This window comes from Pseudomonas sp. CCI1.1 (assembly GCF_034348165.1).
In the GTDB taxonomy this organism is placed as follows: domain Bacteria; phylum Pseudomonadota; class Gammaproteobacteria; order Pseudomonadales; family Pseudomonadaceae; genus Aquipseudomonas; species Aquipseudomonas paracarnis.
Map to the genome: position 1 here is coordinate 4,755,353 of NZ_CP133780.1, position 22,118 is coordinate 4,777,470.

20 protein-coding genes are annotated in these 22,118 nt (G+C 60.4%); 10 read left to right on the plus strand and 10 right to left on the minus strand.

Annotated features, from left to right (window positions below; translation table 11 throughout):
* Nucleotides 1-33 precede the first annotated feature (33 nt).
* The 5 genes from RHM69_RS21635 to RHM69_RS21655 all read left to right on the plus strand — a co-directional run bounded on the left by RHM69_RS21635 (nucleotide 34) and on the right by RHM69_RS21655 (nucleotide 5,275).
* Nucleotides 34-660, plus strand: a complete 627-nt coding sequence (locus RHM69_RS21635; protein ID WP_014716340.1) for a c-type cytochrome — start codon at nucleotides 34-36, stop codon at nucleotides 658-660.
* A gap of 167 nt (nucleotides 661-827) precedes the next feature.
* Nucleotides 828-1,463 carry a thiol:disulfide interchange protein DsbA gene (gene dsbA, locus RHM69_RS21640; protein WP_014716341.1) on the plus strand — a complete coding sequence of 212 codons (636 nt, stop codon included), beginning with the start codon at nucleotides 828-830 and terminating at the stop codon, nucleotides 1,461-1,463.
* A gap of 10 nt (nucleotides 1,464-1,473) precedes the next feature.
* Nucleotides 1,474-2,352: an endonuclease/exonuclease/phosphatase family protein gene (locus tag RHM69_RS21645; RefSeq protein ID WP_003187377.1), complete on the plus strand. Its 879-nt coding sequence runs from the start codon at nucleotides 1,474-1,476 to the stop codon at nucleotides 2,350-2,352.
* Complete coding sequence (locus tag RHM69_RS21650; protein ID WP_014716343.1) at nucleotides 2,349-4,409, plus strand: GGDEF domain-containing protein; 2,061 nt, start codon at nucleotides 2,349-2,351, stop codon at nucleotides 4,407-4,409. Before RHM69_RS21645 ends, RHM69_RS21650 begins: the two co-directional genes overlap by 4 nt.
* An 89-nt stretch (nucleotides 4,410-4,498) precedes the next feature.
* On the plus strand, nucleotides 4,499-5,275 hold the full coding sequence (locus tag RHM69_RS21655; protein WP_200600577.1) for an N-acetylmuramoyl-L-alanine amidase: 777 nt from the start codon (nucleotides 4,499-4,501) through the stop codon (nucleotides 5,273-5,275).
* A gap of 32 nt (nucleotides 5,276-5,307) precedes the next feature.
* Here RHM69_RS21655 and RHM69_RS21660 read toward each other — a convergent pair whose 3' ends face one another.
* Nucleotides 5,308-7,095: a KinB sensor domain-containing domain gene (locus tag RHM69_RS21660; RefSeq protein ID WP_122300854.1), complete on the minus strand. Its 1,788-nt coding sequence runs from the start codon at nucleotides 7,093-7,095 to the stop codon at nucleotides 5,308-5,310.
* A gap of 10 nt (nucleotides 7,096-7,105) precedes the next feature.
* Entirely contained in the window at nucleotides 7,106-8,452 is a 1,347-nt protein-coding gene (gene algB, locus RHM69_RS21665; protein ID WP_014716346.1) for a sigma-54-dependent response regulator transcription factor AlgB, read from the minus strand.
* 389 nt (nucleotides 8,453-8,841) lie between these two features.
* Here algB and RHM69_RS21670 point away from each other — a divergent pair, with 389 nt between their 5' ends.
* From RHM69_RS21670 to RHM69_RS21690, 5 genes are all read left to right on the plus strand, one after another.
* A complete protein-coding gene (locus RHM69_RS21670) occupies nucleotides 8,842-9,126 on the plus strand; it encodes a hypothetical protein (protein ID WP_014716347.1) in 285 nt (94 codons plus the stop codon).
* A gap of 77 nt (nucleotides 9,127-9,203) precedes the next feature.
* Nucleotides 9,204-9,368, plus strand: coding sequence for a DUF1328 domain-containing protein (locus RHM69_RS21675; protein WP_003187386.1), 165 nt, complete (start codon nucleotides 9,204-9,206; stop codon nucleotides 9,366-9,368).
* A 2-nt stretch (nucleotides 9,369-9,370) separates the two neighbouring features.
* The gene (locus RHM69_RS21680; RefSeq protein ID WP_014716348.1) at nucleotides 9,371-9,838 is read left to right on the plus strand and encodes an inhibitor of vertebrate lysozyme family protein; all 468 of its coding nucleotides are present in this window, start codon (nucleotides 9,371-9,373) and stop codon (nucleotides 9,836-9,838) included.
* 712 nt (nucleotides 9,839-10,550) lie between these two features.
* Nucleotides 10,551-11,882, plus strand: coding sequence for a glutamate/aspartate:proton symporter GltP (gltP, locus tag RHM69_RS21685; protein ID WP_003187390.1), 1,332 nt, complete (start codon nucleotides 10,551-10,553; stop codon nucleotides 11,880-11,882).
* Between the two features lie 97 nt (nucleotides 11,883-11,979).
* Nucleotides 11,980-13,209, plus strand: a complete 1,230-nt coding sequence (locus RHM69_RS21690; protein ID WP_019816928.1) for a nucleoside recognition domain-containing protein — start codon at nucleotides 11,980-11,982, stop codon at nucleotides 13,207-13,209.
* 91 nt (nucleotides 13,210-13,300) lie between these two features.
* Here RHM69_RS21690 and RHM69_RS21695 read toward each other — a convergent pair whose 3' ends face one another.
* The 8 genes from RHM69_RS21695 to RHM69_RS21730 form a co-directional block, all read right to left on the minus strand.
* A complete protein-coding gene (locus RHM69_RS21695) occupies nucleotides 13,301-13,912 on the minus strand; it encodes an ABC-type transport auxiliary lipoprotein family protein (protein WP_019816929.1) in 612 nt (203 codons plus the stop codon).
* A complete protein-coding gene (locus RHM69_RS21700) occupies nucleotides 13,909-14,847 on the minus strand; it encodes an MlaD family protein (protein ID WP_003187394.1) in 939 nt (312 codons plus the stop codon). The genes RHM69_RS21695 and RHM69_RS21700 overlap by 4 nt, the downstream gene beginning before the upstream one ends.
* 1 nt (nucleotide 14,848) lies before the next feature.
* Nucleotides 14,849-15,652: an ABC transporter ATP-binding protein gene (locus tag RHM69_RS21705; RefSeq protein ID WP_014716351.1), complete on the minus strand. Its 804-nt coding sequence runs from the start codon at nucleotides 15,650-15,652 to the stop codon at nucleotides 14,849-14,851.
* Nucleotides 15,649-16,797, minus strand: coding sequence for an ABC transporter permease (locus RHM69_RS21710; protein WP_019816930.1), 1,149 nt, complete (start codon nucleotides 16,795-16,797; stop codon nucleotides 15,649-15,651). The genes RHM69_RS21705 and RHM69_RS21710 overlap by 4 nt, the downstream gene beginning before the upstream one ends.
* A 54-nt stretch (nucleotides 16,798-16,851) precedes the next feature.
* Nucleotides 16,852-17,883 (minus strand): DUF5924 family protein, encoded by a 1,032-nt coding sequence (locus RHM69_RS21715; RefSeq protein WP_003187399.1) that lies wholly within the window; start codon nucleotides 17,881-17,883, stop codon nucleotides 16,852-16,854.
* A gap of 68 nt (nucleotides 17,884-17,951) precedes the next feature.
* A complete protein-coding gene (locus RHM69_RS21720) occupies nucleotides 17,952-19,334 on the minus strand; it encodes a M16 family metallopeptidase (RefSeq protein WP_130174819.1) in 1,383 nt (460 codons plus the stop codon).
* Nucleotides 19,335-19,392: 58 nt separating this feature from the next.
* The gene (locus tag RHM69_RS21725) at nucleotides 19,393-21,051 is read right to left on the minus strand and encodes a Na/Pi cotransporter family protein (protein ID WP_003187402.1); all 1,659 of its coding nucleotides are present in this window, start codon (nucleotides 21,049-21,051) and stop codon (nucleotides 19,393-19,395) included.
* Between the two features lie 272 nt (nucleotides 21,052-21,323).
* A complete protein-coding gene (locus RHM69_RS21730) occupies nucleotides 21,324-22,091 on the minus strand; it encodes a TerC family protein (RefSeq protein WP_014716354.1) in 768 nt (255 codons plus the stop codon).
* Nucleotides 22,092-22,118: the final 27 nt, after the last annotated feature.

The window sequence follows — 22,118 nt, forward strand, 5'->3', positions numbered from 1 at the left end:
CTCTTAAACCCTTAGCCGTAGTTGGATTAGCTGATGAACAAACTGATCGTGAGTCTGCTGTTGACCTTGGGCATCACAGGCGCTGCCGTCGCTGCAGAGGGCCCCGTCAAAGGTGATGCCACTGCCGGTCAAGCGAAGGCCGCCGTGTGTGGTGCCTGCCACGGGCCGGATGGTAACAGCCCGGCGCCGAACTTCCCCAAACTGGCCGGCCAGGGTGAACGTTACCTGAGCAAGCAGATGCACGACATCAAGGACGGCAAGCGCACGGTGCTGGAAATGACCGGCCTGCTGACCAATCTCAACGATCAGGACCTGGCGGACCTCGCGGCGTATTTTGCCAGCCAGAAGGGCAGCGTGGGAGCTGCCGACCCTAAACTGGTCGCCCGCGGAGAGCAGTTGTTCCGTGGCGGTAACCTGGAAAAAGGCTTGCCTGCCTGCACCGGTTGCCACTCGCCCAATGGTGCAGGCAACGCTGCCGCAGGCTTCCCGCACCTGAGCGGCCAGCACGCCACCTACATCGCCAAGCAGTTGACCGACTTTCGCAAAGAAGAAGCCGGCCGGGCCAACGATGGGGACGCCATGACCATGCGCACCATCGCTCGCAAGCTGAGCGACGAAGACATCGCAGCCCTCTCCAGTTATATCCAGGGCCTGCACTGACGGGGCTGGGCGTTAACGCTCGATTAATCCCGCGATGCAAGCATAAAAAGGGTGGCTCAGGCCGCCCTTTTTTGTGGCCGCTGCCGTTACACTAACGAACTCATGTCCGCGTAGACCTGTCACAACAAAGGTCGCGTGAGGCGACTTTATTTGTCCAGGAGTAAAGCATGCGTAATCTGATCCTCAGCGCCGCTCTCGTCACTGCCAGCCTCTTCGGCATGACCGCACAAGCTGCCGATGTGCCGCTTGAAGCCGGTAAAACCTATGTTGAGCTGTCTAATCCGGTTCCGGTTGCGGTACCCGGCAAGATCGAGGTGGTGGAGCTGTTCTGGTACGGTTGCCCGCATTGCTACGCGTTCGAGCCGACTATCAACCCATGGGCTGAAAAGCTGCCCAAGGACGTTAACTTCCGTCGCATTCCCGCCATGTTCGGTGGCCCATGGGACGCCCACGGCCAACTGTTCCTGACCCTGGAAGCCATGGGTGTTGAGCACAAGGTCCACAACGCCGTCTTCGAAGCGATCCAGAAACAGGGCAAGCGCCTGACCAAACCGGACGAAATGGCTGACTTCGTTGCTACTCAAGGTGTCGACAAGGACAAGTTCCTGGCGACCTTCAACTCTTTCGCTATCCAGGGCCAGATCAAACAGGCCAAGGAACTCGCGCAGAAGTACGGCGTGCAAGGCGTTCCCACGCTGATCGTCAACGGCAAATACCGTTTCGACCTGGGCAGCACCGGTGGTCCTGAAGCGACCCTCAACGTTGCTGACCAACTGATTGCCAAAGAACGCGCTGCCAAGTAAGGGGCTCGCCATGCGCCGCTGGGGTACTGAGCGTGTCGTTGGCCTGCATGAACCGCAGGTCAACGAGCATCACCTGGAGTCCACAGGCCTGCCGGCAGACAGCCGCTTGCGCCTGCTCAGTTTCAATATCCAGGTGGGCAACAGTACCGAGAAGTATCGGCATTACCTCACGCGTGGCTGGCAGCACCTGCTGCCCCACAAGGGGCGTACCGGTAACCTGCAGAAAATCGGCGACCTGCTCAGCGACTTCGACTTGGTCGCCCTGCAGGAAGCCGACGGCGGCAGCCTGCGCTCCGGCTATATCAACCAGGTGGAACACCTGGCTCAGCTGGGCGCCTTCCCGTACTGGTATCAGCAACTCAACCGCAACCTGGGGCGCCTGGCGCAGCACAGCAATGGCGTACTCAGCCGCCTCAAACCCACGGCTATTGAAGATCACCCCTTGCCAGGCCCCAAAGGGCGCGGGGCGATCCTTGTGCGTTTTGGCGAAGGCCCGGAAGCCTTGGTGGTGGTGATGATGCACCTGGCCCTCGGGGGGCGTACGCGCAACCTGCAACTGGCCTACGTGCGTGAATTGATTGGTAACTACAAGCACCAGGTGCTCATGGGTGACATGAACACCCATGCCAACGACCTGCTGCAGAATTCTCCGCTGCGCGACCTTGGGTTATTGGCGCCGCAAGTCGAAGCCACGTTTCCCAGCTGGCGCCCGCAGCGCTGTCTTGACCATATCCTGCTCAGCCCAAGCCTCACACTGGAAAGTGTGCAAGTGCTGGCGCAGCCCATTTCCGATCACCTGCCGGTCGCGGTAGAGATTCGTCTGCCGGGTTCGCTCACGGCTGATGCATTACCCGCGTTGAGCCCAGGCCCTCGCGGACCCCTTGCATGAGCGACGACGCCCAGCGCTGGAAAGAGAAATACCTCCAGAGCATCGAGCAACAAGACAAACTCGAACGCCGCTGGGCTGCCCGCCTCGATTTGCTGCGCCGCGGGCTGGTGCGCAGCACGCTGGCCGCCGAAGGCACCGACCGAGCTGTCGACCAATGCATGAAGGAAATGCGCGATGTCGTGCGCACGGACGACATGGATGCTGCCCTCGCCGCTTTACTGCCACGCCTGGAAAAGGCCGTGCTGGATTCGGAGCAGCGCCGCGAAACCCGCGTCGACCAGATCAGCGCCGCGCTCACCGCTTTGGTCACCCAGTTGCAAAAGCTGCCGCTGCCCCGCGAGGTGGCTCGTCCGCTGAAAACCTTCGCCAAGCAACTCGATGGTCGCGTGGCGCAAGCGCGGGAGATACCGCTGCTGCTCAGTGAGCTGAGCAGCCTGCAGGGGCAGGCGCTGAATAATCTGGAGCCTGAAGGCGAACCCGCACGCCCAGGCCCGGGTCTGTTGCAACGCCTGTTCGGTAGTAAAGAGGCCGCCAGTGAAGCGCTCCCGGTTGACGCGGAGCCACTGCCGGCAGCGCAATTGGCACCGCCAAAGCCTGCAGCGCCCACACCCGCGCCCGAACCGGAAGAACCTGCGCAATCGGAAGAATTGACTCAAGCCTTGCGTGCCTTTGCACCGCTGTCACCTACGCCCGTGGCCTTGAAGCCTGCGCCTGTTGCAGCGGCCGGAGGGCAAGAGGTCGCCAGCGACACGCCGTTATTCGACGCTCCAGAGCTGCCGTCGATTGCGGCGCCTGCGCAATTATCTGAACCCGACGTGCAGGCGCCTCCGGTTGCGGAGCCTGCTCAAGAAAGCGCACTCGCCGCCTTTATCGAACCGCCGCCGGTTCCAGTCGAAACGCCGGATGAAACCACCATCGGCAGCCTGTCGCTGCCCCCTGTGCTGGAAGGTCCCGAGCCCGACGAACTGCAACCGGACGGCACCTACGCCCTGCCTGATTCGCCTGAACCGTCCTATAGTTCGGTGGCCAAGCACATTGAAGGCACTTTGCTCGGCCTGCTGGAAGACCTTTCCCTGCCTGAACGTCACCAGCCCCAGGCCGAGGCGATGCGTGAACGTCTCGCCCATGGTTTGAATTGGTACGAACTGCTCCCGATCCTGGATGACCTGGCCGTGCTGATGCTGGCGGTCACCGACAGTGGCCAGCATGAGTTCGAGGCTTATCTCAAGCAGCTCAACGAGCGTCTCGAGGCATTCCAGGGTCATCTGCAGGTCGCCAGCGAGGGCCACGCCGACAGCAGCCTGGCCGCGCGGGAGTTGGACACGCAGATTCGCGAGCAGGTCGACGGCCTGCAAAGCAGCGTGCAGGACGCTGCCGACCTGGACAGCCTCAAGCAGGTGCTCGAAAGCCATCTTGAAGGCTTGCTCGGCACCATGGATGAACACCAGCAACAGCGTGACCTGCGCGAACAGGAAGTGGCCGCACGCCTCAAAGGTCTGGCTGAACGCGTGGCCCATATGGAGCAGGAGGCCCAGGGCTACCGCGAGCACCTGGAGGTACAACGCCAGAAGGCCTTGCTCGATCCGCTCACCGGGTTGCCCAACCGTGCGGCGTGGAGCGAACGCCTCGATTACGAAGTCAACGCCTGGCATCAGCGCGGTAACAGCCTGTCGCTGGCCATGCTCGACCTGGACCACTTCAAACGCATCAACGACGGCTACGGTCACCTGGCAGGGGACAAAGTCTTGAAGATCATCGCCAATGTGCTGAGCAAGCGCCTGCGGCCGACGGACTTCATCGCGCGTTTCGGGGGTGAAGAGTTTGTGCTGCTAATGCCCGACTCGGCCTTGGCGGATGCCTTGGCCGTAGGTGAAGTATTGCGTGAGGCTATTGCAGCGTGCCCGTTCCACTTCAAGGGTGAGCCGGTAACGATCACGGTGTCCATGGGCGTGGCGCAGTTTCAACCCGGCGAGCGCAGTGACCTGGCGCTCAAGCGTGCCGATGAAGCGCTCTACAGGGCAAAAGCTGCGGGACGTAATCAGGTGCAGGCGGCATAAAAGATGTTCCATTTTGTAATTTGACCGCTTGGCCGTGAGCCGTACGTTACACTGTTGCATTATCGTCTTTCAGTGTAATGCCTCTCGCCATGAAATCCTTGTATATCGCTTTAGCGTTTCTTCTGCTCGCCGGCTGCGCCAGTGGCCCGCGCCTGAACACCAGCCATCCTTCGGTTAACCACGACAACCGCGTGCAGTTCGTTGTGGTGCATTACACCTCGACCAACCTTGAACGTTCCCTGGCGCTGTTGACCCATGGCCAGGTCAGCAGTCATTACCTGATCGGCGACGACGCCTCCGGCACCATCTACAAGCTGGTGGATGAAAGCCAGCGCGCCTGGCACGCGGGGGAAAGCGAGTGGATGGGGCGCACCTGGCTCAATTCCAGCTCCATCGGCATCGAGATCGTCAACCCAGGGTTCAGTGATACTCCCACGGGGCGTGTGTGGTACCCGTATTCCGAAGCGCAGGTGCAGTCGCTGATCGTGCTGCTCAAGGACATCAGCAAGCGCAATGGCATCGACCCCAAGAACATCATCGGGCACAGCGACATCGCCCCACTGCGCAAGCTGGACCCAGGCCCGTTGTTCCCTTGGAAACGCTTGGCGGCAGAAGGTCTGGCCGTGTGGCCGGATGCCCAGGCAGTGGCCCGGTTCCAGGTGCAGTACGCCGCGCAGTTACCAAGCATTACCTGGTTCCAGGAAGAGCTGGCGCGCCTGGGCTACCAGACGCCGCAGACTGGCGAGTTGGATGTGGCCACGCGGCACGTCATCGCCGCGTTCCAGATGCGCTTCCGGCCATCGCAGTTTGATGGCACTCCGGATGCTGAAAGTGCCGCAATCCTGCGGGCCTTGAATCACCGCTGATGGTGTACAGGTAGGAGCGAGCAAGCTCTCTCCTACAGGGGTAATGCCATATAGAACTGCGTACCCTGCCCCGGCCGCGAGTACACACCCATGCGGCCGCCGTGCAATTGCACGATTTCCTTGCACAGTGCCAAGCCCAGGCCCGCACCGCCCTTCTTGCGGCCCACCTGTACAAAGGGTTCGAAGATCCGCCCTTGCTGGCCGTAGGCAATGCCTTCGCCGTTATCCTCGACGCTGATAATCACCCGCTCACCATGCCGTCGTGCCTGCAGACGAATCTGCCCGCCTTCGGCGGTGTGGCGCAGGGCATTGCCCAGCAGGTTGTCGAGCACCCGCTCCAGTTGCACTTGGTCGGCATACAGCCGTGGCAATTCAGGTTGAGCTTCTACCAGCAACTCAATGTGCTGGGCGTTCGCAGGCTCAGCAAATCGGGCCCGTGCGTGCTCCAGCAAGTCGGTGACATCGCACGTCCCCAGGGTGAGTTTTTGCAGGCCGTTCTGGTAACGCGAGAAGTTGAGCAGGTCATTGATCAACTGCATCAGGCGCTGCATCTCTTCATTGACCGTATCCAGCAGGTCCGCCTCGCGGGAGTCCGCAGGGAATTTGGCCCGCTCACGGAACAAGCCGAAGGCCATGTGCATGCCGGTAACCGGGGTGCGCAGCTCATGAGAGGCGCGCAACACGAACTCGCTGCGCACCCGTTCGAAGGCGCGCTGTTCCGTCACGTCATGCAGCACCATCACGGCCCCGAGAATGTGCCCCTGTGTATGGCTAACCGGGGTCAGGCTGTAGGTCAGCAGGCGTAACTCACCCTCGACTTCCACCTCCAGATCATCCGGGGCCCGCTCCAGGTTGCCGCCGCGTAGCACCAGTTGCAGCTGTTCATCCATTTCCGCGCGACCCATGGCTTCGCCAAGCCCTTGACCCAGCCGCTCCTCATCCCAGCCCAATTGGCGCTGCGCCACAGGGTTGAGGTGCTCCAGGCAGCCTTGGCGATCAATCATCAACAGGCCGTCATCGATACTGTCGAGCACCGCTTGCAGGCGCTGCTGGCCGGCCAGCAGCTCATCGATGTTAGTGGCCTGATGTTGGCGCAACGCTTCGGCCATGATGCCGAAACGGCGGGTCAGCAGGTTCATTTCCGCTGCGGAGGAGATCGGCAGCGTGACTTCAAAGTCGCCCTGCCCGATCTTGTCGGCGGCCTTGGCCAGGGCCTCGATGGGACCACCGAAACGCCGGGCGATGCCATGGGCCGTGACGAAACCGATGATCAGCACCGCGAGCCCCACCAGCCCGAGCAGGCCCGCTATCAACAAGGCGCGCTCACGGGATTTGTGCTCACTGGTACTGATATTTTCCAGCGCCCGCTTGTGTTCGGCAATCAAGCCGTTGCGCAGTATGTTGAAGGTTTCGGTGAGCTTTTCCTTGCTGCCCGCAGGCGGTGATGCCTGTTGGGATTGGTCAAACGCATTGAGCAGATTCTGGTAATCCGAGCGTGCCTGGCTGAAACCATGGTTTTTGCCGTCGGCCTGTTCATGGGCGATGCCCTGGTCCAACAGATCGAAATAATGCTGCTTTGAGGCTTGCAGGGCGTCTGGGTCGGGACGCTTCTCCAGCATCATGATCAACTGGTCGCCCAGGCTCTGACGCAACTTGAGCCCCAGGTCCAGGGTGATGAAATTACTGCGGATCAACGATTCCTGGGTCTTGGCCATTTGCATGACGCTGACCAAGCCCAGGATCAACCCCAGCAAAGCCACGGTAATCAACGCTGAGATGCTCAGGAATAACCGGGTGCGCAGTTTCATCGCGAGCTTCATAAAGTCCTGTTCAAAGGTTGTACTGCTTGCGTTTGCGGTACAGCGTCGACGCATCGATGCCGAGTGTGCGGGCCGCTTGGTCCAGCGTGTCGCTGGTCGCAAGTACGGCGCCGATATGAGCTTTTTCCAGCTCGTCCAGGCTCAAAGCCGCTCCGATACGCGGTGCATTGTTGGCCGGTTGCTCGGCCATCCCCAGGTGGCTGATCTCCACCTTTTCCTGAGGGCAGATGATGCTGGCGCGTTCCACCACGTTACGCAGTTCGCGGATGTTGCCGGGCCAGCGATAGTTGAGTAGCGCTTCGCGGGCATTATCACTGAAGCCGCGTGCCGGGCGTGCGTATTCCTTGACGAAGCGGGCAAGGAAGCGGTCAGCCAGGGTCAGGATGTCTTCACTGCGTTCGCGCAGCGGCGGCAAGTGCAAGGTGATGACATTCAGGCGGTAGAGCAAGTCTTCACGGAACCGGCCATCGCGCACCATGTCTTCCAGGTTCAGGTTGGTGGCTGCGAGGATGCGCACGTCGGCGCGGCGAGTGACCGGGTCGCCCACGCGCTCATACTCTTTGTCCTGGATAAACCGCAGCAACTTGGGTTGCAACGTGAGGGGGAAATCGCCGATCTCGTCGAGAAAAAGCGTGCCGCCGTCCGCCTGATTCACTCGGCCCAAGGTGCTTTCACTGGCGCCGGTGAACGCGCCGCGGCTGTGGCCGAACAGTTCGCTTTCCATTAGTTCGGCGGTCAGTGAGGGGCAGTTGATGGTCACGCAGGACTTCTTCGAGCGTTTGCTCCAGCCGTGTATCGCCCGGGCCAACTCACCTTTACCGGTGCCGGACTCGCCGAGGATCAAGATGTTGGCGTCCGTTCCGGCCACCTGCCGCGCGGTTTCCAACACCACCATCATGGCCGGACTATGGGAGTCGAGGCCGTCTTTGGGCTGGCGCACTTCGCCTTCCAGTGCTTCCAACCGCGCTGAGAGCTGACGCACTTCCAGTTGCTTGGCGGTAGCCAGGCGCAATTGGTCTGGGCTGCAAGGTTTGACCAGGTAGTCGGCGGCGCCAGCCTGGATGGCGTCCACGGCGGTATCCACAGCCGAATGGGCGGTCACAATCACCACGCGCATCCACGGAGCCTGCACGCGCATCTGGGCCAGCACGTCCAGGCCATTGTCCTCGCCCAGCCGCAGGTCGAGGAAGCACAGGTCGAACACCTGACGCTGCATCAGGGCATCGGCCTGTGCGGCGCTGTTCGCGGTGGCGACGGTGTAGCCCTCATCTTCCAGGCAATAGCGGAAGGTGCGCAGGATCGCGGATTCGTCATCCACTAAAAGAATGCGGCCTTGAAGTTCCTTGGCTGAATCCATCTGTCCCGCACTCCTTAACTATAAATGTGATGGTGTTTAGTCCCGGAATAATCGGGCAAGTTGCATGGTTTATTCTGATTCATAAAAGGCTTCTTCGTGCAGCTATCTGCGCGCCTTCCTACAGACGTGGTTTGCGGACATTTTAAGGCCTTATTGCTCTTCGACCCTTCGATGTGCGCGCCAAGTGTCTGGTTCCGTCTACTGGGCATCGTGCATTTCGCACGGCCTATACCGAGGCATCGTGCAGGATGCTAGGCGATGATTCCATCGATCAAGTATAACTTATTGATTTTATTAGGTTTTATTTTGCAATAAAGCTGGCATGCACTCTGCAATATCTCCCCCAAGAGCGTCATGAACGAATAATCAGAATGCGGGAGTAATGCTGTATGACTCGCCAAAGCTTCAGCCAATTGCGTGTATCGCCGCTGCGCTTGCAGCAGGGCCTGTTCGCCAGCCTGGCGTTGATGGTCACGTTGATTGCCGGCCAGCAGTTGCAGCATTGGCAGGAGCGTGCGCAGCCAGCCCCGCAATTTGAACGTCCCGTCATGACCCAGACCCATTTCCGTTCCATTGGCAGCGCCAGCGCCGATGTGACTGCCCCGCAATTGAGCCTGGTAGATCAGGGTTCCACTCTGGACGAACTGCCGGCCCATGACCGTTGGGTGTTCTAGGCAAAAAACGTCGCTTATGTTGAGCGACTGCACGGCATCACCGCTGTTACCCCTATAGAAGCATAAGGAGAATCACCATGTTGAGTTGGGCAATCACATTTCTGATCATCGCCATTGTGGCCGCAGTCCTGGGCTTCGGTGGTATCGCGGGCACCGCCACCGGCATCGCCAAGATCCTGTTTGTGGTCTTCCTGGTGATGTTTATCGCTTCGTTCTTCTTTGGTCGCAAAGGCCGAGGTTGAATATGGTCAGCCTGCCTTTTAAAGCCCTTGCTGCTGCCCTGCTGTTGGGCGGCAGTGGCCTTGCCTTGGCCGCCAATGACGGCCAATCCCGGGCTAACGAATTGCTCAGCGCGGATCCGCAGTACCGTGAAACCTGGCAAGACGTGGTGAAGAAAGAGGAACGCCTGCCCGAATGGGTGATGAACCTGTCGGGCACGGCCGAGCAAATGAATGCCGTTGAGGAAGATGGCGACAAGTATTTGGTCGGGCCGCTCTGCGAAACCGCAGACACCTGCCTGAACAAGCGCCTGATCGTCGCCTTCAGCCTCGACAAGGAAGATGCCTACGCCATGTTGGTGGAAGTCCCGGCTGGTTTGCCAGCGGACAAGTCGCCGACACGGCACGCCGATTACCGTTTTCTCGGTAAGCCGGACGAGGGTATGCAAAAGCTGCTGATGGAGCAGCTCAAGAAAGACCCGAATTGGTACTAGGTTCCGTCTGACGGAGCTGGCGTCCATAGAAGGAAGCCCTTGTGCTTCTTTCTGTTTGCATCGCTCCTTGAGTGATGCATGACCAGGGGGCCGGGTTGCTCTGATCGATCAGGATCGGCGTGACCTACGGGTACAGGGAGTACCTGCGCAAGGGCCGGGTCAGGCGAAAAGCTGCGACGCAAGTTCACAAGACCTCAAGCTTGCTGAACTTGCGGCGGGCTTACGACTCTCATCCCCGCGTTTCATGCCGCTCATAGCCGCCGTTTTGCTTTTTGCCTCTGGCCAACCATTACCGGGTATGTCGGTGTGACCATCTATCGAGAATTTTTCATCGGCGCTATAGGATCTTTCTGGCGCTAGGTGATGGATTTCTCAGACATTTCTGCCAATCAATCCGAGTCGTCCAGTATCTCTGCGCGAGCCTGATTTAGCCGCTCAACGGCATATTCACCCGCCGGAATGGCAGATACGAACTGACCGTTTGGACAAATTATTTCAAAAAAAGCCATGCCGATTCGGCATGGGGTAGGCGTTTACGGCATTAGACGTCGCTCCCTTGCATGGGAATAGTTGCGCCTTTTTTCGCCTGCCAGTAAGCCATTTCGGCCACGCTGCGGTGACCTTCCATGGAGGCAGATGCACACACTTTTTCGCTTTCGAGCGTTGCAGCTGGCGCATTTGCCGTAAGTCCACTTGAAGCAAGGGTAATGACATGAAGAAGGCAAAGCTAAGCCTCGCCTGGCAGATCCTCATCGGTTTGGTACTGGGCATTGCAATCGGTGCAGTACTCAACCATTTCAGTGCTGAAAAGGCCTGGTGGATCAGCAATGTGTTGCAGCCGGCGGGCGATATCTTTATCCGCCTGATCAAGATGATCGTGATCCCGATTGTGATTTCTTCGCTGATCGTCGGTATCGCCGGTGTAGGCGACGCGAAAAAGCTCGGTCGTATCGGCGTCAAAACCATCCTCTACTTCGAAATCGTCACCACCATCGCCATCGTGGTGGGCCTGTTGCTCGCCAACCTGTTCCACCCAGGCGCTGGCATCGACATGAGTACCCTGGGTACCGTCGATATCTCCAAGTACCAGGCGACTGCCGCCGAAGTGCAGCATGAACATGCGTTCATCGAAACCATCCTCAACCTGATCCCCTCGAACATCTTCGCCGCTGTTGCCCGTGGCGAGATGCTGCCGATCATCTTCTTCTCGGTGCTGTTCGGCCTGGGGCTGTCGAGCCTCAAGCCTGAGCTGCGCGAGCCGCTGGTGACCATGTTCCAGGGCGTGTCCGAGAGCATGTTCAAAGTCACCCACATGATCATGAAGTACGCCCCTATCGGTGTATTCGCGCTGATCGCGGTGACGGTCGCCAACTTCGGCTTCGCCTCGCTGCTGCCGCTGGCCAAGCTGGTGATCCTGGTTTACGTCGCGATCCTGTTCTTCGCCTTCGCGGTCCTGGGTTTGATCGCCCGCCTGTTCGGCTTCTCGATCCTCAAGCTGATCCGCATCTTCAAAGATGAGTTGGTATTGGCTTACTCCACCGCCAGCTCCGAAACCGTGCTGCCGCGTGTGATCGAAAAGATGGAAGCCTACGGCGCGCCGAAAGCGATCTGCAGCTTCGTGGTGCCGACCGGTTATTCGTTCAACCTCGACGGTTCGACCCTGTACCAGAGCATCGCAGCAATCTTCATTGCCCAGCTGTATGGCATCGACCTGTCGATCGGCCAGCAATTGATGTTGGTACTGACCCTGATGGTGACCTCCAAAGGCATCGCCGGCGTGCCGGGCGTGTCCTTCGTGGTGTTGCTGGCGACGCTGGGCAGCGTGGGCATCCCACTGGAAGGCTTGGCGTTTATCGCCGGTGTCGACCGTGTGATGGACATGGCGCGTACCGCCCTGAACGTGATCGGCAACGCCTTGGCCGTACTGGTTATCTCCCGTTGGGAAGGCATGTACGACGACGCCAAGGGCGAGCGCTATTGGAATTCCTTGCCGCACTGGCGCAGCAAGGAAGCCCTGCCTACGGCACAAGCCACCCGTAGCTGATTGCAGATTGATCGAAAACAAACCCCGGAGAATTCCGGGGTTTGTCGTTTCTGCCAGCCCCGTTATCATTCGCCCCATCTTTCGGGGGATTTATCTGATGCTCAATGGCCTGTGGCTTGGCTTCTTTGTCGTGGCAATGGTGTCAGCGCTGGCGCAATGGCTGGTGGGCGGTAACGCCGGGATCTTCGCGGCGATGGTCGAAAGCATTTTCGCCATGGCCAAATTATCGGTGGAAGTCATGGTGCTGCTGTTCGGTACCCTGACGTTATGGCTGGGCTTTCTGCGGATCGCCGAAAAAGCCGGGATCGTCGATTGGCTGGCCAAGGCCCTCGGCCCGCTGTTTCGCCGCCTGATGCCCGAAGTGCCCGCCGGGCACCCCGCGATCGGTTTGATCACCCTCAACTTTGCCGCCAACGGCCTGGGCCTGGACAACGCCGCCACGCCCATCGGCCTGAAAGCCATGAAGGCGCTGCAAGAGCTCAACCCCATCCCCAATACGGCGACCAACGCTCAGATCCTGTTCCTGGTGCTCAACGCGTCCTCGCTGACGCTGTTGCCGGTGACCATCTTCATGTACCGCGCCCAGCAAGGCGCTGCGGACCCGACGCTGGTGTTCCTGCCGATCCTGCTGGCCACCAGCGCCTCGACGCTGGTGGGCCTGCTGTCGGTGGCGGTGATGCAGCGCCTGCGTTTGTGGGACCCGGTGGTGCTGGCCTATCTGATCCCCGGCGCGCTGGTACTGGGCGGCTTCATGGCGCTGCTGGCGACCCTGTCTGCCACAGCGCTGGCCGGTTTGTCGTCGATCCTGGGCAACCTCACGCTGTTTGGCTTGATCATGCTGTTCCTGGTGATCGGCGCGTTGCGCAAGGTCAAGGTGTACGAGGCCTTTGTCGAAGGCGCCAAGGAAGGCTTCGACGTGGCCAAGAACCTGTTGCCCTATCTGGTGGCGATGCTGTGTGCGGTTGGCGTGTTGCGTGCCTCGGGCGCCTTGGAGTTCGGCCTGGAAGGGATTCGCCATGTGGTGGCCTGGACGGGCCTGGATACGCGCTTTGTCGACGCGCTGCCGACCGCGATGGTCAAGCCGTTCTCCGGCAGCGCGGCGCGGGCGATGCTGATCGAGACCATGCAGACCCAGGGTGTGGACAGCTTCCCGGCCTTGGTGGCGGCGACGATTCAGGGCAGTACGGAAACCACTTTCTATGTGTTGGCGGTGTACTTTGGTTCGGTGGGGATCCAGCGGGCTCGGCATGCGGTGGGGTGTGCGTTGTTCGCGGAGTTTGCTGGTGTGGTCGCGGCTGTTTCGGTGTGCTACTGGTTTTTTGGTTAAGGCTACAATCGCTATCGCAGGCAAGCCAGCTCCCACTTTGACTGTGTTCACAAATCAGACTGTGGGAGCTGGCTTGCCTGCGATGAGGTCCTCAAGGTTTCAGTGCTGTATTGCCCTGACTCACTACCCAATCCACCACCTGCTTATTCAACTGATCCCCAGCCTGGCCAAAAGCAGCCACCACCGCTGGCACCTGGGTGTCACTCACCGGCTGCCTCACTTCAAACCGACGGCTGGCGATAATCCTTTGATCACGCCCACGCACCAATCGCGCGTCGAGGCGAATCACCACCTCCACCGTCTTGCCCCGATACTCGCTCTGAAACGCCTGCAACTGCCCGCCCAGTTCATAGTCGGCTTGCAGGTTGGTCTCGTCAGTGCTCAACAATGTCACGCGCCCGTCGCGCTGGAAGCCATCCAGCAGGCGATTACGCAGCAGCACCGGCGCTGGGTCGCTCCAGCGCGAGTTCGCGTAGTTGCTGATCAAGTTGCCATCTGGCACCACGGCGATGCGCGGGCTGTCGAGAAACTCGCTGGTCTGCGGCTTGGTCACGCGCAGCGACCAACTCACCGGCGTGCCTTGGCTGGCCGGCTGGGTGGACGCCAGGCGGTACACGTCCGAAGGGTCCGGCTTGGGTAGGATCGAGCACGCGCTGACCAGTGCCAGGGCCATGGGGACGATCATGTGATACGCACGCTTCATGGCGTGAACTCCTTGTTCTTGTCGCTGCCCAGCAGGTAACCGCTGGGGTTGGCTTCCAGACGGCGGGAGATGGCGCGCAGCGAGCCGAGGGTTTCACGCAACTCGCGCACGGCTGGCGCCAGTTCGTTGAGGCCCTGCATGCCGCTGTTCACCGAGTCCTGGTTATTGGTCAGCAAGGTATTGATGGTGGCGGTGCTTTGCTCCAGGGATTTCATCGCCTGCTCGGCGCTGCCGAAGGCTTGCTTACCTTGTTCACTGAGCAAACCATTGGCGCTGCGCATCAGCACGGTGGTTTGCTCCAGCGCCGCGCCCGCCTGTTTGCTCACTTGCATCAATTGCTGCATCACCACCTTGATGTCGCCGCGTTGCTCGGCAATGGCGCCGGTGGTTTGTTGCAGGTTGTCCAGGGTGTTGCTCAGGCGTTCGACGTTTTCCCGCGAGAACAGGTGGTTGGCGTTGTGCAGCAGCAGGTTGACGCTGGTCATCAGGTCGTTGCTGTTATTGAGCAGGCGTGCGATAGGCGATGGCGACGCGATGATTTCCGGCAGGTTGCCGTCCTTGCCCTTGAGCTCCGGGCTCTGCGGGGTGCCGCCACTGAGCTGGATGATCGAGGTGCCGGTGATACCGGTCAGGGCCAGTTTGGCCTGGGTGTCTTCCTTGATTGGCGTTTGCCCGGCCAGGCGGATGCGCGCCAGGACGCGGCGTGGGTCTTTGGGGTCCAGGCGCAGGCTGATCACGTCGCCCACCTTGATGCCGCTGTACTGCACCGCACTGCCCTGGGACAGGCCGCTGACCGCTTCGTTGAAGATCACTTCGTAATCCTGGAAGGCGGTATCGACGCTGGACTTGGCCAGCCACAGGCCAAACAGCATCGCGCCGACCACCACAATTACGCTGAACAGTCCGATCATCACATGATGGGCTCGGGTTTCCATGTCATACCTCGTTGAGCGATTGAGCGGCATCCAATGCCGCGCGGCCCCGGGGGCCGTGGAAATATTCGTGAATCCAGGCGTCGTCCGTTTCCGAAACGACATCGATGGCGTCGGCCACCAGCACTTTCTTCTGCGCCAGCACCGCCACACGGTCGGTGATGGTGTACAGCGTGTCGAGGTCGTGGGTGACCAGGAACACACTCAAGCCCAGCGCATCGCGCAGGGTGAGGATCAGTTGGTCGAACTGCGCCGCGCCAATCGGGTCGAGACCGGCGGTGGGTTCGTCCAGGAACAGGATGTCCGGGTCCAAGGCCAGTGCGCGGGCCAGAGCTGCGCGCTTGATCATGCCGCCGGATAACGAGGCCGGGTATTTGTCGGCCGCCGACAGCGGCAACCCCGCCAGGGCCAGCTTGACCGCCGCCAGGTGCTCGGCATCGGCGCGGCTGAGGCCGGCGTGCTCGATCAATGGCAGAGCCACGTTCTCGGTCACCGTCAGCGAGGAAAACAGCGCGCCCTTCTGGAACAGTACGCCAAAGCGGCGTTCTACCAGTGAGCGTTCATGTTCAGGCAGGCTCGGCAGGTTTTTGCCGAACACCCGCACTTCGCCCTCGCTGGGGCGCCGCAGGCCAACGATGCTGCGCAACAACACGGATTTACCGCTGCCAGAGCCCCCCACCACCGCCAGGATCTCGCCCTTGTACAAATCCAGGTCGAGGTTCTCATGCACGCTTTGGCTGCCGAAACGGTTGCACAGGCCACGTACTTCAATCACCGCCTCAGTGGGCGCACGGTGTAGACGACTCACCAGCCCATCTCCATGAAGAACATCGCCGCGACCGCATCCAGCACGATCACCACAAAGATCGATTGCACCACGCTGGACGTGGTGTGCGCGCCGACCGACTCGGCACTGCCGCTGACTTTAAAACCTTCCAGGCAACCAATGGCCGCGATCAAAAACGCAAAGATCGGCGCCTTCACCATGCCCACCAGAAAGTGCTGCACGCCAATGTCCGATTGCAGCAGCGAAAGAAACATCGCTGGCGAAATATCCAGGGCCACCGCACACACCACACCACCGCCGACGATCCCCGAGAGCATCGCCAGGAAGGTCAGCATCGGCAACGCCACCAGCAGCGCCAGCACGCGGGGCAATACCAACAGCTCCATAGGGTCCAGGCCCAGTGTGCGGATGGCGTCGATTTCTTCGTTGGCTTTCATGGAGCCGATTTGCGCGGTGAACGCACTGGCGGTACGGCCGGCGATGAGGATTGCGGTGAGCAATACGCCGAATTCACGCAGGAAGGAGAACGCCACCAGGTCCACGGTAAAGATCGTCGCGCCGAAGCTCTTGAGCACAGTGGCGCCGAGGAAGGCCACGACGGCGCCGACCAGAAAGGTCAGCAGCGCGACGATAGGCGCCGCATCCAGGCCGGTCTGTTCGATGTGGGCGACCATGGGCGTCAGGCGCCAGCGTTTGGGCCGCCAAATGCCGCGGGCGAAGGTTTCGAGGATCAGGCCGATAAAGCCCAACAGCTTCATTGCGTCTTGCCAGACCGTGTCTACTGCACGGCCGATGCGAGCCAACACTTGAATGCCGGCGGCCTCTTCCGGCTCTTTGATCGGTACGCAAAAGTCATTCAGGGAGCGGTAGACGGTCTTGAGCAGTGCACGGTCGGCGGCTGCCAGGGTGCAATCGGTCTGTTCGGCAGAGTGTTCGATGCGTGCAGGGCCCAGCAGCTCTACCAGCAGCGAGGCGCCGGCGGTATCCAGCGCGCCGAGGCCGTTGAGGTCAATGCGGGCGCCGGCGTCGTATTGGCCGTCGAGTGCGGCCGACAGCTTCTTCAGGTGGGCGTAGTGGGCCAGCGTCCAGTCGCCGGTAATCCGTAGCGAAGGCGGGGTGCTGGACGTATCTAGATGGGCCGCGCCGGCCGTCGTGCGAGTGGTCATAAGCTCCGAGCTTGTTTGGCTATCCACAATTGCTACGTAATAGCACGATCCGGCTTACTTTGGGTTGTCCGCTTGTGCTGTGTCTATCACCTTGAAGCGCAGAACGCCGATGACTTGCCCGTCTTCGGTGAGCACCTGCACCTGCCAGCGCCCCACGGCGTCACCCGGGAAGTTCTGCTTGTGGGTCCAGGCGCGATAGCCTTCCTTGCGCCCACCATGGATGTCCAGGGCAATGCGGTCGACTTCCTGGCCGTTGAATTTCCACACATGGTAAATCCGCTCATCCAGCCCGCGTGGTGCGTTGATGGCGGTGTACGCATACAGCCCACCGCTGCGCAATTGGGCGGCGGTGACTTGCTTGAGGTCGTCGCCCGGCGTGCGGTCTTGCAGTTGGGTGCTGATGGCGACTTCGGTCATCCACAGGGTGGCGGGCGGTACCCAGCTGCGCAGGAACCAGCCGGCGCAGCCGATGGCGGCCGTTACCCCCAGCAGCATCGCCCAGCCCTTGAGGCTACGCAGCGGCAGGCTGACGGCCAGGCTCGGGATCGACAGGACCATGGCCACGCCCAACGCCAGTTTGTAACTCTGGGCGGTGGTCAGGTGCATGATGATCGGCAGCGCGGTCAGCAACGCGGCGAATAGGGTCAGGGTGTGCAGGGCCAGGAATAGCGAGCGTTTGGGCGCCAGCCATTTGTAATACAGCGGGTCGATGATCGACACCAGCGCCGCTGCGCCGAGCAGGCCAGTGAACAACGATTGGCCGCTGTTCCAGGCGGTGGTGACGAAAAAGAAGGGCAGGACGAAAAACAGACTTTCCTGGTGGATCATCTGGGTGGCGTAGCGCAGCAGCGGTTCAGGGATCTCGCGATTGAAGACTTTGGTGAACAGTTGCGTAAAGCTGTTCTCCAGCATCAGCCACAACCAGCTCACCAGCATGATCACCGCGATCCAGCTGGCCATGCCCTGCTGGCGGTCTACCAGGATGAAGCTGCCCACCCCCGAGATGAAACCGCCGAGTGCAATCACCCCTGGGTAGCGCTTGATCAGTTCTATAACGCGCTGGATGAGGGGCGGCAAGTTCGGCATGGGCGGTTCACTGGTTGTGGGAAAAATCTCAGACAGAATAACGCCTTGGCCCGATATTCTGTGCCTCATTACTCAACAGGTTTGCGATAAAGCCTCAGGCCGATCAAACCAAGGATGATCAGGCCCAGTAGGCCCGCACCGATCCAGGTCAAGGCGTCATAACTCAACAGCGGTTTTTCGATGCGCCAGTAGCCCGGCTGCTGGAACGCTTCGCGCATGGCCTGGTTGGTTTGCGCCAGGCTCACGGCCTTGATGCGTTTGACCGGGTCGCTGAAACGTCCATTGGAGTAGTCGCCGGCCGCACTCCAGTAATAGTCGGCCAGTGCGCTGTTGCCTTGCACTGCCCACGCTTGGCGGGCAATGGCGGCTTGTTGCAGGCGTGTGAATACCGTTGGGTCGAGGCCATCCTTGAGCAACTGGGCCTTGAGGTCTTGCAAGACCTGCTCGGCTTCAGGAAGGTTTTCTCGCTCAAGGTCGGCATTCAGGCTGAGGAACCCAACGCCGCCGAGCACTTCGCGTTCCACCCATGGGCCGTAGGACAAGCCGTGCTTGAGGCGCAGTTGCCGGTACAGCGCCCAGTCGAGGTAGTCCTTGAGCAGGTTGTAGGTTTCATCGTGCTGGTCGTCCAGCACAGGCTCTGGGAACAGCCAGTGCAGCTTGGCGCCATCGCCCACCCAGCCGCGGATCAGGTCGCGGTGGCTGGCGGCGGTATGCTGGATTTCCGGGAGGGGGCGATGTTCGCTCGGCTCCACTGGGTCGAGTTGACCATAGGTGCGTTCCAGGTAGGCGGGCAGCAGTTTGTCGAGATCGCCGACGACGATCAGGGTCATGTTGTTCGGCGCGTACCATTCTTTGCGCAGCTTCTCCAACTGGTCGCGGGTGAGGTGGCTGACCTCGGCGCGTTCGGCGCACTTGAGGCCCAACTCCACGGCCAATTGGTTACTGGCGCTGTGACCGAGGTCTTGGCGATCCAGCAGGCGTTGCAAGTGTGAGTAATGGCCGCCGTCTTCGCGCTCCACCACCTGTTTGGCGGCGTTGATATGAGCGTCGGTCAGTTGCGTGCGCGTGAGGATTGCCAGCAGCAGGTCCAGTACTTTGCGTTGGTTCTGCGCGGGCGCCTCGATCACGAAAGTAGTGTCGGCGTTGCTGGTGTAGGCGTTCCACTCGCCGCCCAGGGCTTGCATGCGGTCTTCGAGGTCGCCTTCGCCGCCGCCATCGATGCCGCTGAACAGCAAGTGCTCGAACAAGTGCGGCAGTTCTTTTTCTTCGCAACCGAAGTCGTCCAGGCCCACCCCAACCACCAGGCGAATAGCCACGTGCCCACGCTCGGTGCCCGGTTTGAGCAGCAATTGCAGGCCGTTGGGCAAGGTGTAGCCCTCGACTTGCAGACGGTCAAAGGCAAAGGTGTGTACCGAGCCCAAGAGCAGGCAGGCGAGTAACAGGCGACGCATAACAAGCTTCCTGGCGAATGAGGTCCATTGTTAACTGACTTCGCTCGCGGGCGTACGTTCAGGGCGAATGGGTGATGTCGGCAATACTTTCGGCAGAGAGCGCGCCGGTGTCGGACGTTTCCAACACTACATAAGCACTGCTGCAAAACAACGAGTTCAAGCGTTTCATGTCGGCAATCAGTTCCAGATGCAGGGAGCTGGTTTCCAGGCTCTGCACGATCTTGCGCTGCAAGCGGCTGACATGGGCGTGGGCCAGGCGTCGTTCCTGGGCACGGAAGCGGCGCTTTTCTCGCAGTAATTGACGGGCGCTTTCCGGGTCGCCGCTGAGAAACACCGACAGGCCCAGGCGCAGGTTGGCGATCAACTGGCTGTGCAGGCCACTGAGTTCCTCCAGGCCCACTTCGGAAAATTGCCGGCGTTGCGAGGTCTTCTGTTGCTGGACCTTGCGCAGCATGCGTTCGATCAGGTCACCGGCCAATTTCAAGTTGATCGACAGCTCGATGATCTCGGCCCAGCGGCGGTTGTCCTGTTCACTCAGGTCTTCACGGGGCATTTGCGCCAGGTAGAGTTTGATCGCGCTGTAGAGCGCTTCGACGTCATCGCTCAGGCTGCGCATTTCTTGGGTAACGGCGGTTTGGTTGCCGCGCAGCACTTCCTGCATCGAAGTGAGCATATTGTCGATCAAGTCACCCAGGCGCAGGGTTTCGCGGGCGGCGTTCGCCAGGGCCAGGCTTGGGGTATTCAATGAGGCCAGGTCCAGATGGCGTGGCTTGGCCTTGCCGTTGGTTTCGGGGCGTTCCGGCAGCAGCCATTCGCACAGGCGTGCCATGGGCCCGATGGTGGGCAACAGGATCAGGCAACGGCTGACGTTGTAGAGCAGGTGGAAGGTGATGACCATGCCCTGAACGCTGTAGTCCAGGCCGTCCATCCAGCCCACGAGCGGGTCAAGCACCGGAATGATCAGCAACAGACCGATCAATTTGTACAACAGGCTGCCGAGGGCCACTTGGCGACCGGCAGTGTTTTGCATGCTGGTACTGAGAAACGCCAGCACCCCGCTGCCGATGTTGGCGCCGATTACCAGGCCAATGGCCACGTGCAAGCCGATCACGCCGGCACCGGCCAGGGTGGCCGTGAGCAACACCGCAGCGAGGCTGGAGTAGGAAATCATGGCGAACAGCGCGCCCACCAGGGCGTCCAGCAAGATATCGCCGGTCAGCGAAGCGAAGATGACTTTCACGCCCTGGGCATGGGTAATGGGCCCGGCGGCTTCGACGATCAATTGCAGCGCGAGGATGATCAGGCCCAGGCCGATCCCCACCCGGCCCAACTGTCCTGCCCGCGTCTGCTTGCGCGACAGGAAGAAAATCACCCCGAGGAAGATCAGCAGCGGCGACAGCCAGGACAAATCGAACGTCAGCACCCGCGCCATCAAGGCCGTACCGACGTCGGCGCCAAGCATGGTGGCCAAGGCCGGCGTGAGGCTCATCAGCCCTTGGCCGACGAACGAAGTCACCAGCATCGCGGTGGCGTTACTGCTTTGCACCATGGCCGTCACCAGAATACCGGCGACAAATGCCAGCCAGCGCTTGGACATGTTCTGCCCGATGACTTGGCGCAAATTGGAACCGTAGACCCGCAGGATGCCGGTTCGGACGATATGCGTGCCCCAGATAAGCAGGGTCACGGCGGAAAGCAGATTGAGCAAGGTCAGCATGCTCGGCCCCCCGTGTGGGTGCGCTCCAGCAGGAGCGAAGGAAAGTTACCGCGTGCCGCTCTACGTCTTGTACCTAAGCTGTAGTTGGCGAATGGGCTCTGCGCCAGCATCGCATAGCTAAACTTGGGATTGAAACAAAACTGTCATGAAGATCGTTCCCCACGCTCGGCGTGGGAACGCATCCTGTGACGCTCTGCGTCACTTTGCGGACGCGGAGCGTCCGAGAGGGCATTCCCACGCGGAGCGTGGGAACGATCACTCGCGGGTCAAATTTACTGACCCGGAATGTCCTTGCGCAGTTTCACTGGGTCCTGCTGTTTCTTCTTTTTCGCGATGGCGGTACGCATCTTGATGTTCACCGCTTCCACCGCCAGCGAGAACGCCATGGCGAAGTAGACGTAGCCTTTTGGCACGTGTACGTCGAAGGATTCAGCGATCAGTACGGTACCCACGACCAGCAGGAACGACAGCGCCAGCATTTTCAGCGACGGGTGCTTGTCGATGAACTCGCTGATGGTGCCGGCAGCCAGCATCATCACCAATACCGCAACGACGATGGCGGCAACCATCACAGGCACGTGGGAAACCATGCCGACGGCGGTAATCACCGAGTCCAGGGAGAACACGATGTCGATGATGGCGATCTGGATAATGGTGTAGATGAACTTGCCACCGGCGCCTTTGGGCTCGTCGTGGGTTTCATCTTCACCTTCCAGCGCGTGGTACATCTCCTGGGAGCTTTTCCACAGCAGGAACAGGCCACCGAAGAACAGGATCAGGTCACGACCGGAGATGCCTTGGCCAAACACGACGAACAGGTCGGCGGTCAGTTGCATGACCCAGGTGATCGACAGCAGCAACAGGATGCGCGTGACCATGGCCAGTGCCAGGCCGAAGATCCGGGTGCGCGCCTGCATATGCTTGGGCATGCGGCTGACCAGGATCGAAATCATGATGATGTTATCGATGCCCAGGACGATCTCGAGAGCCGTCAGGGTGAAGAAGGCAATCCAGATTTCCGGATTGGTCAGCCATTCCATGTGTATTCCTTTGAGCAAGTGTTAACC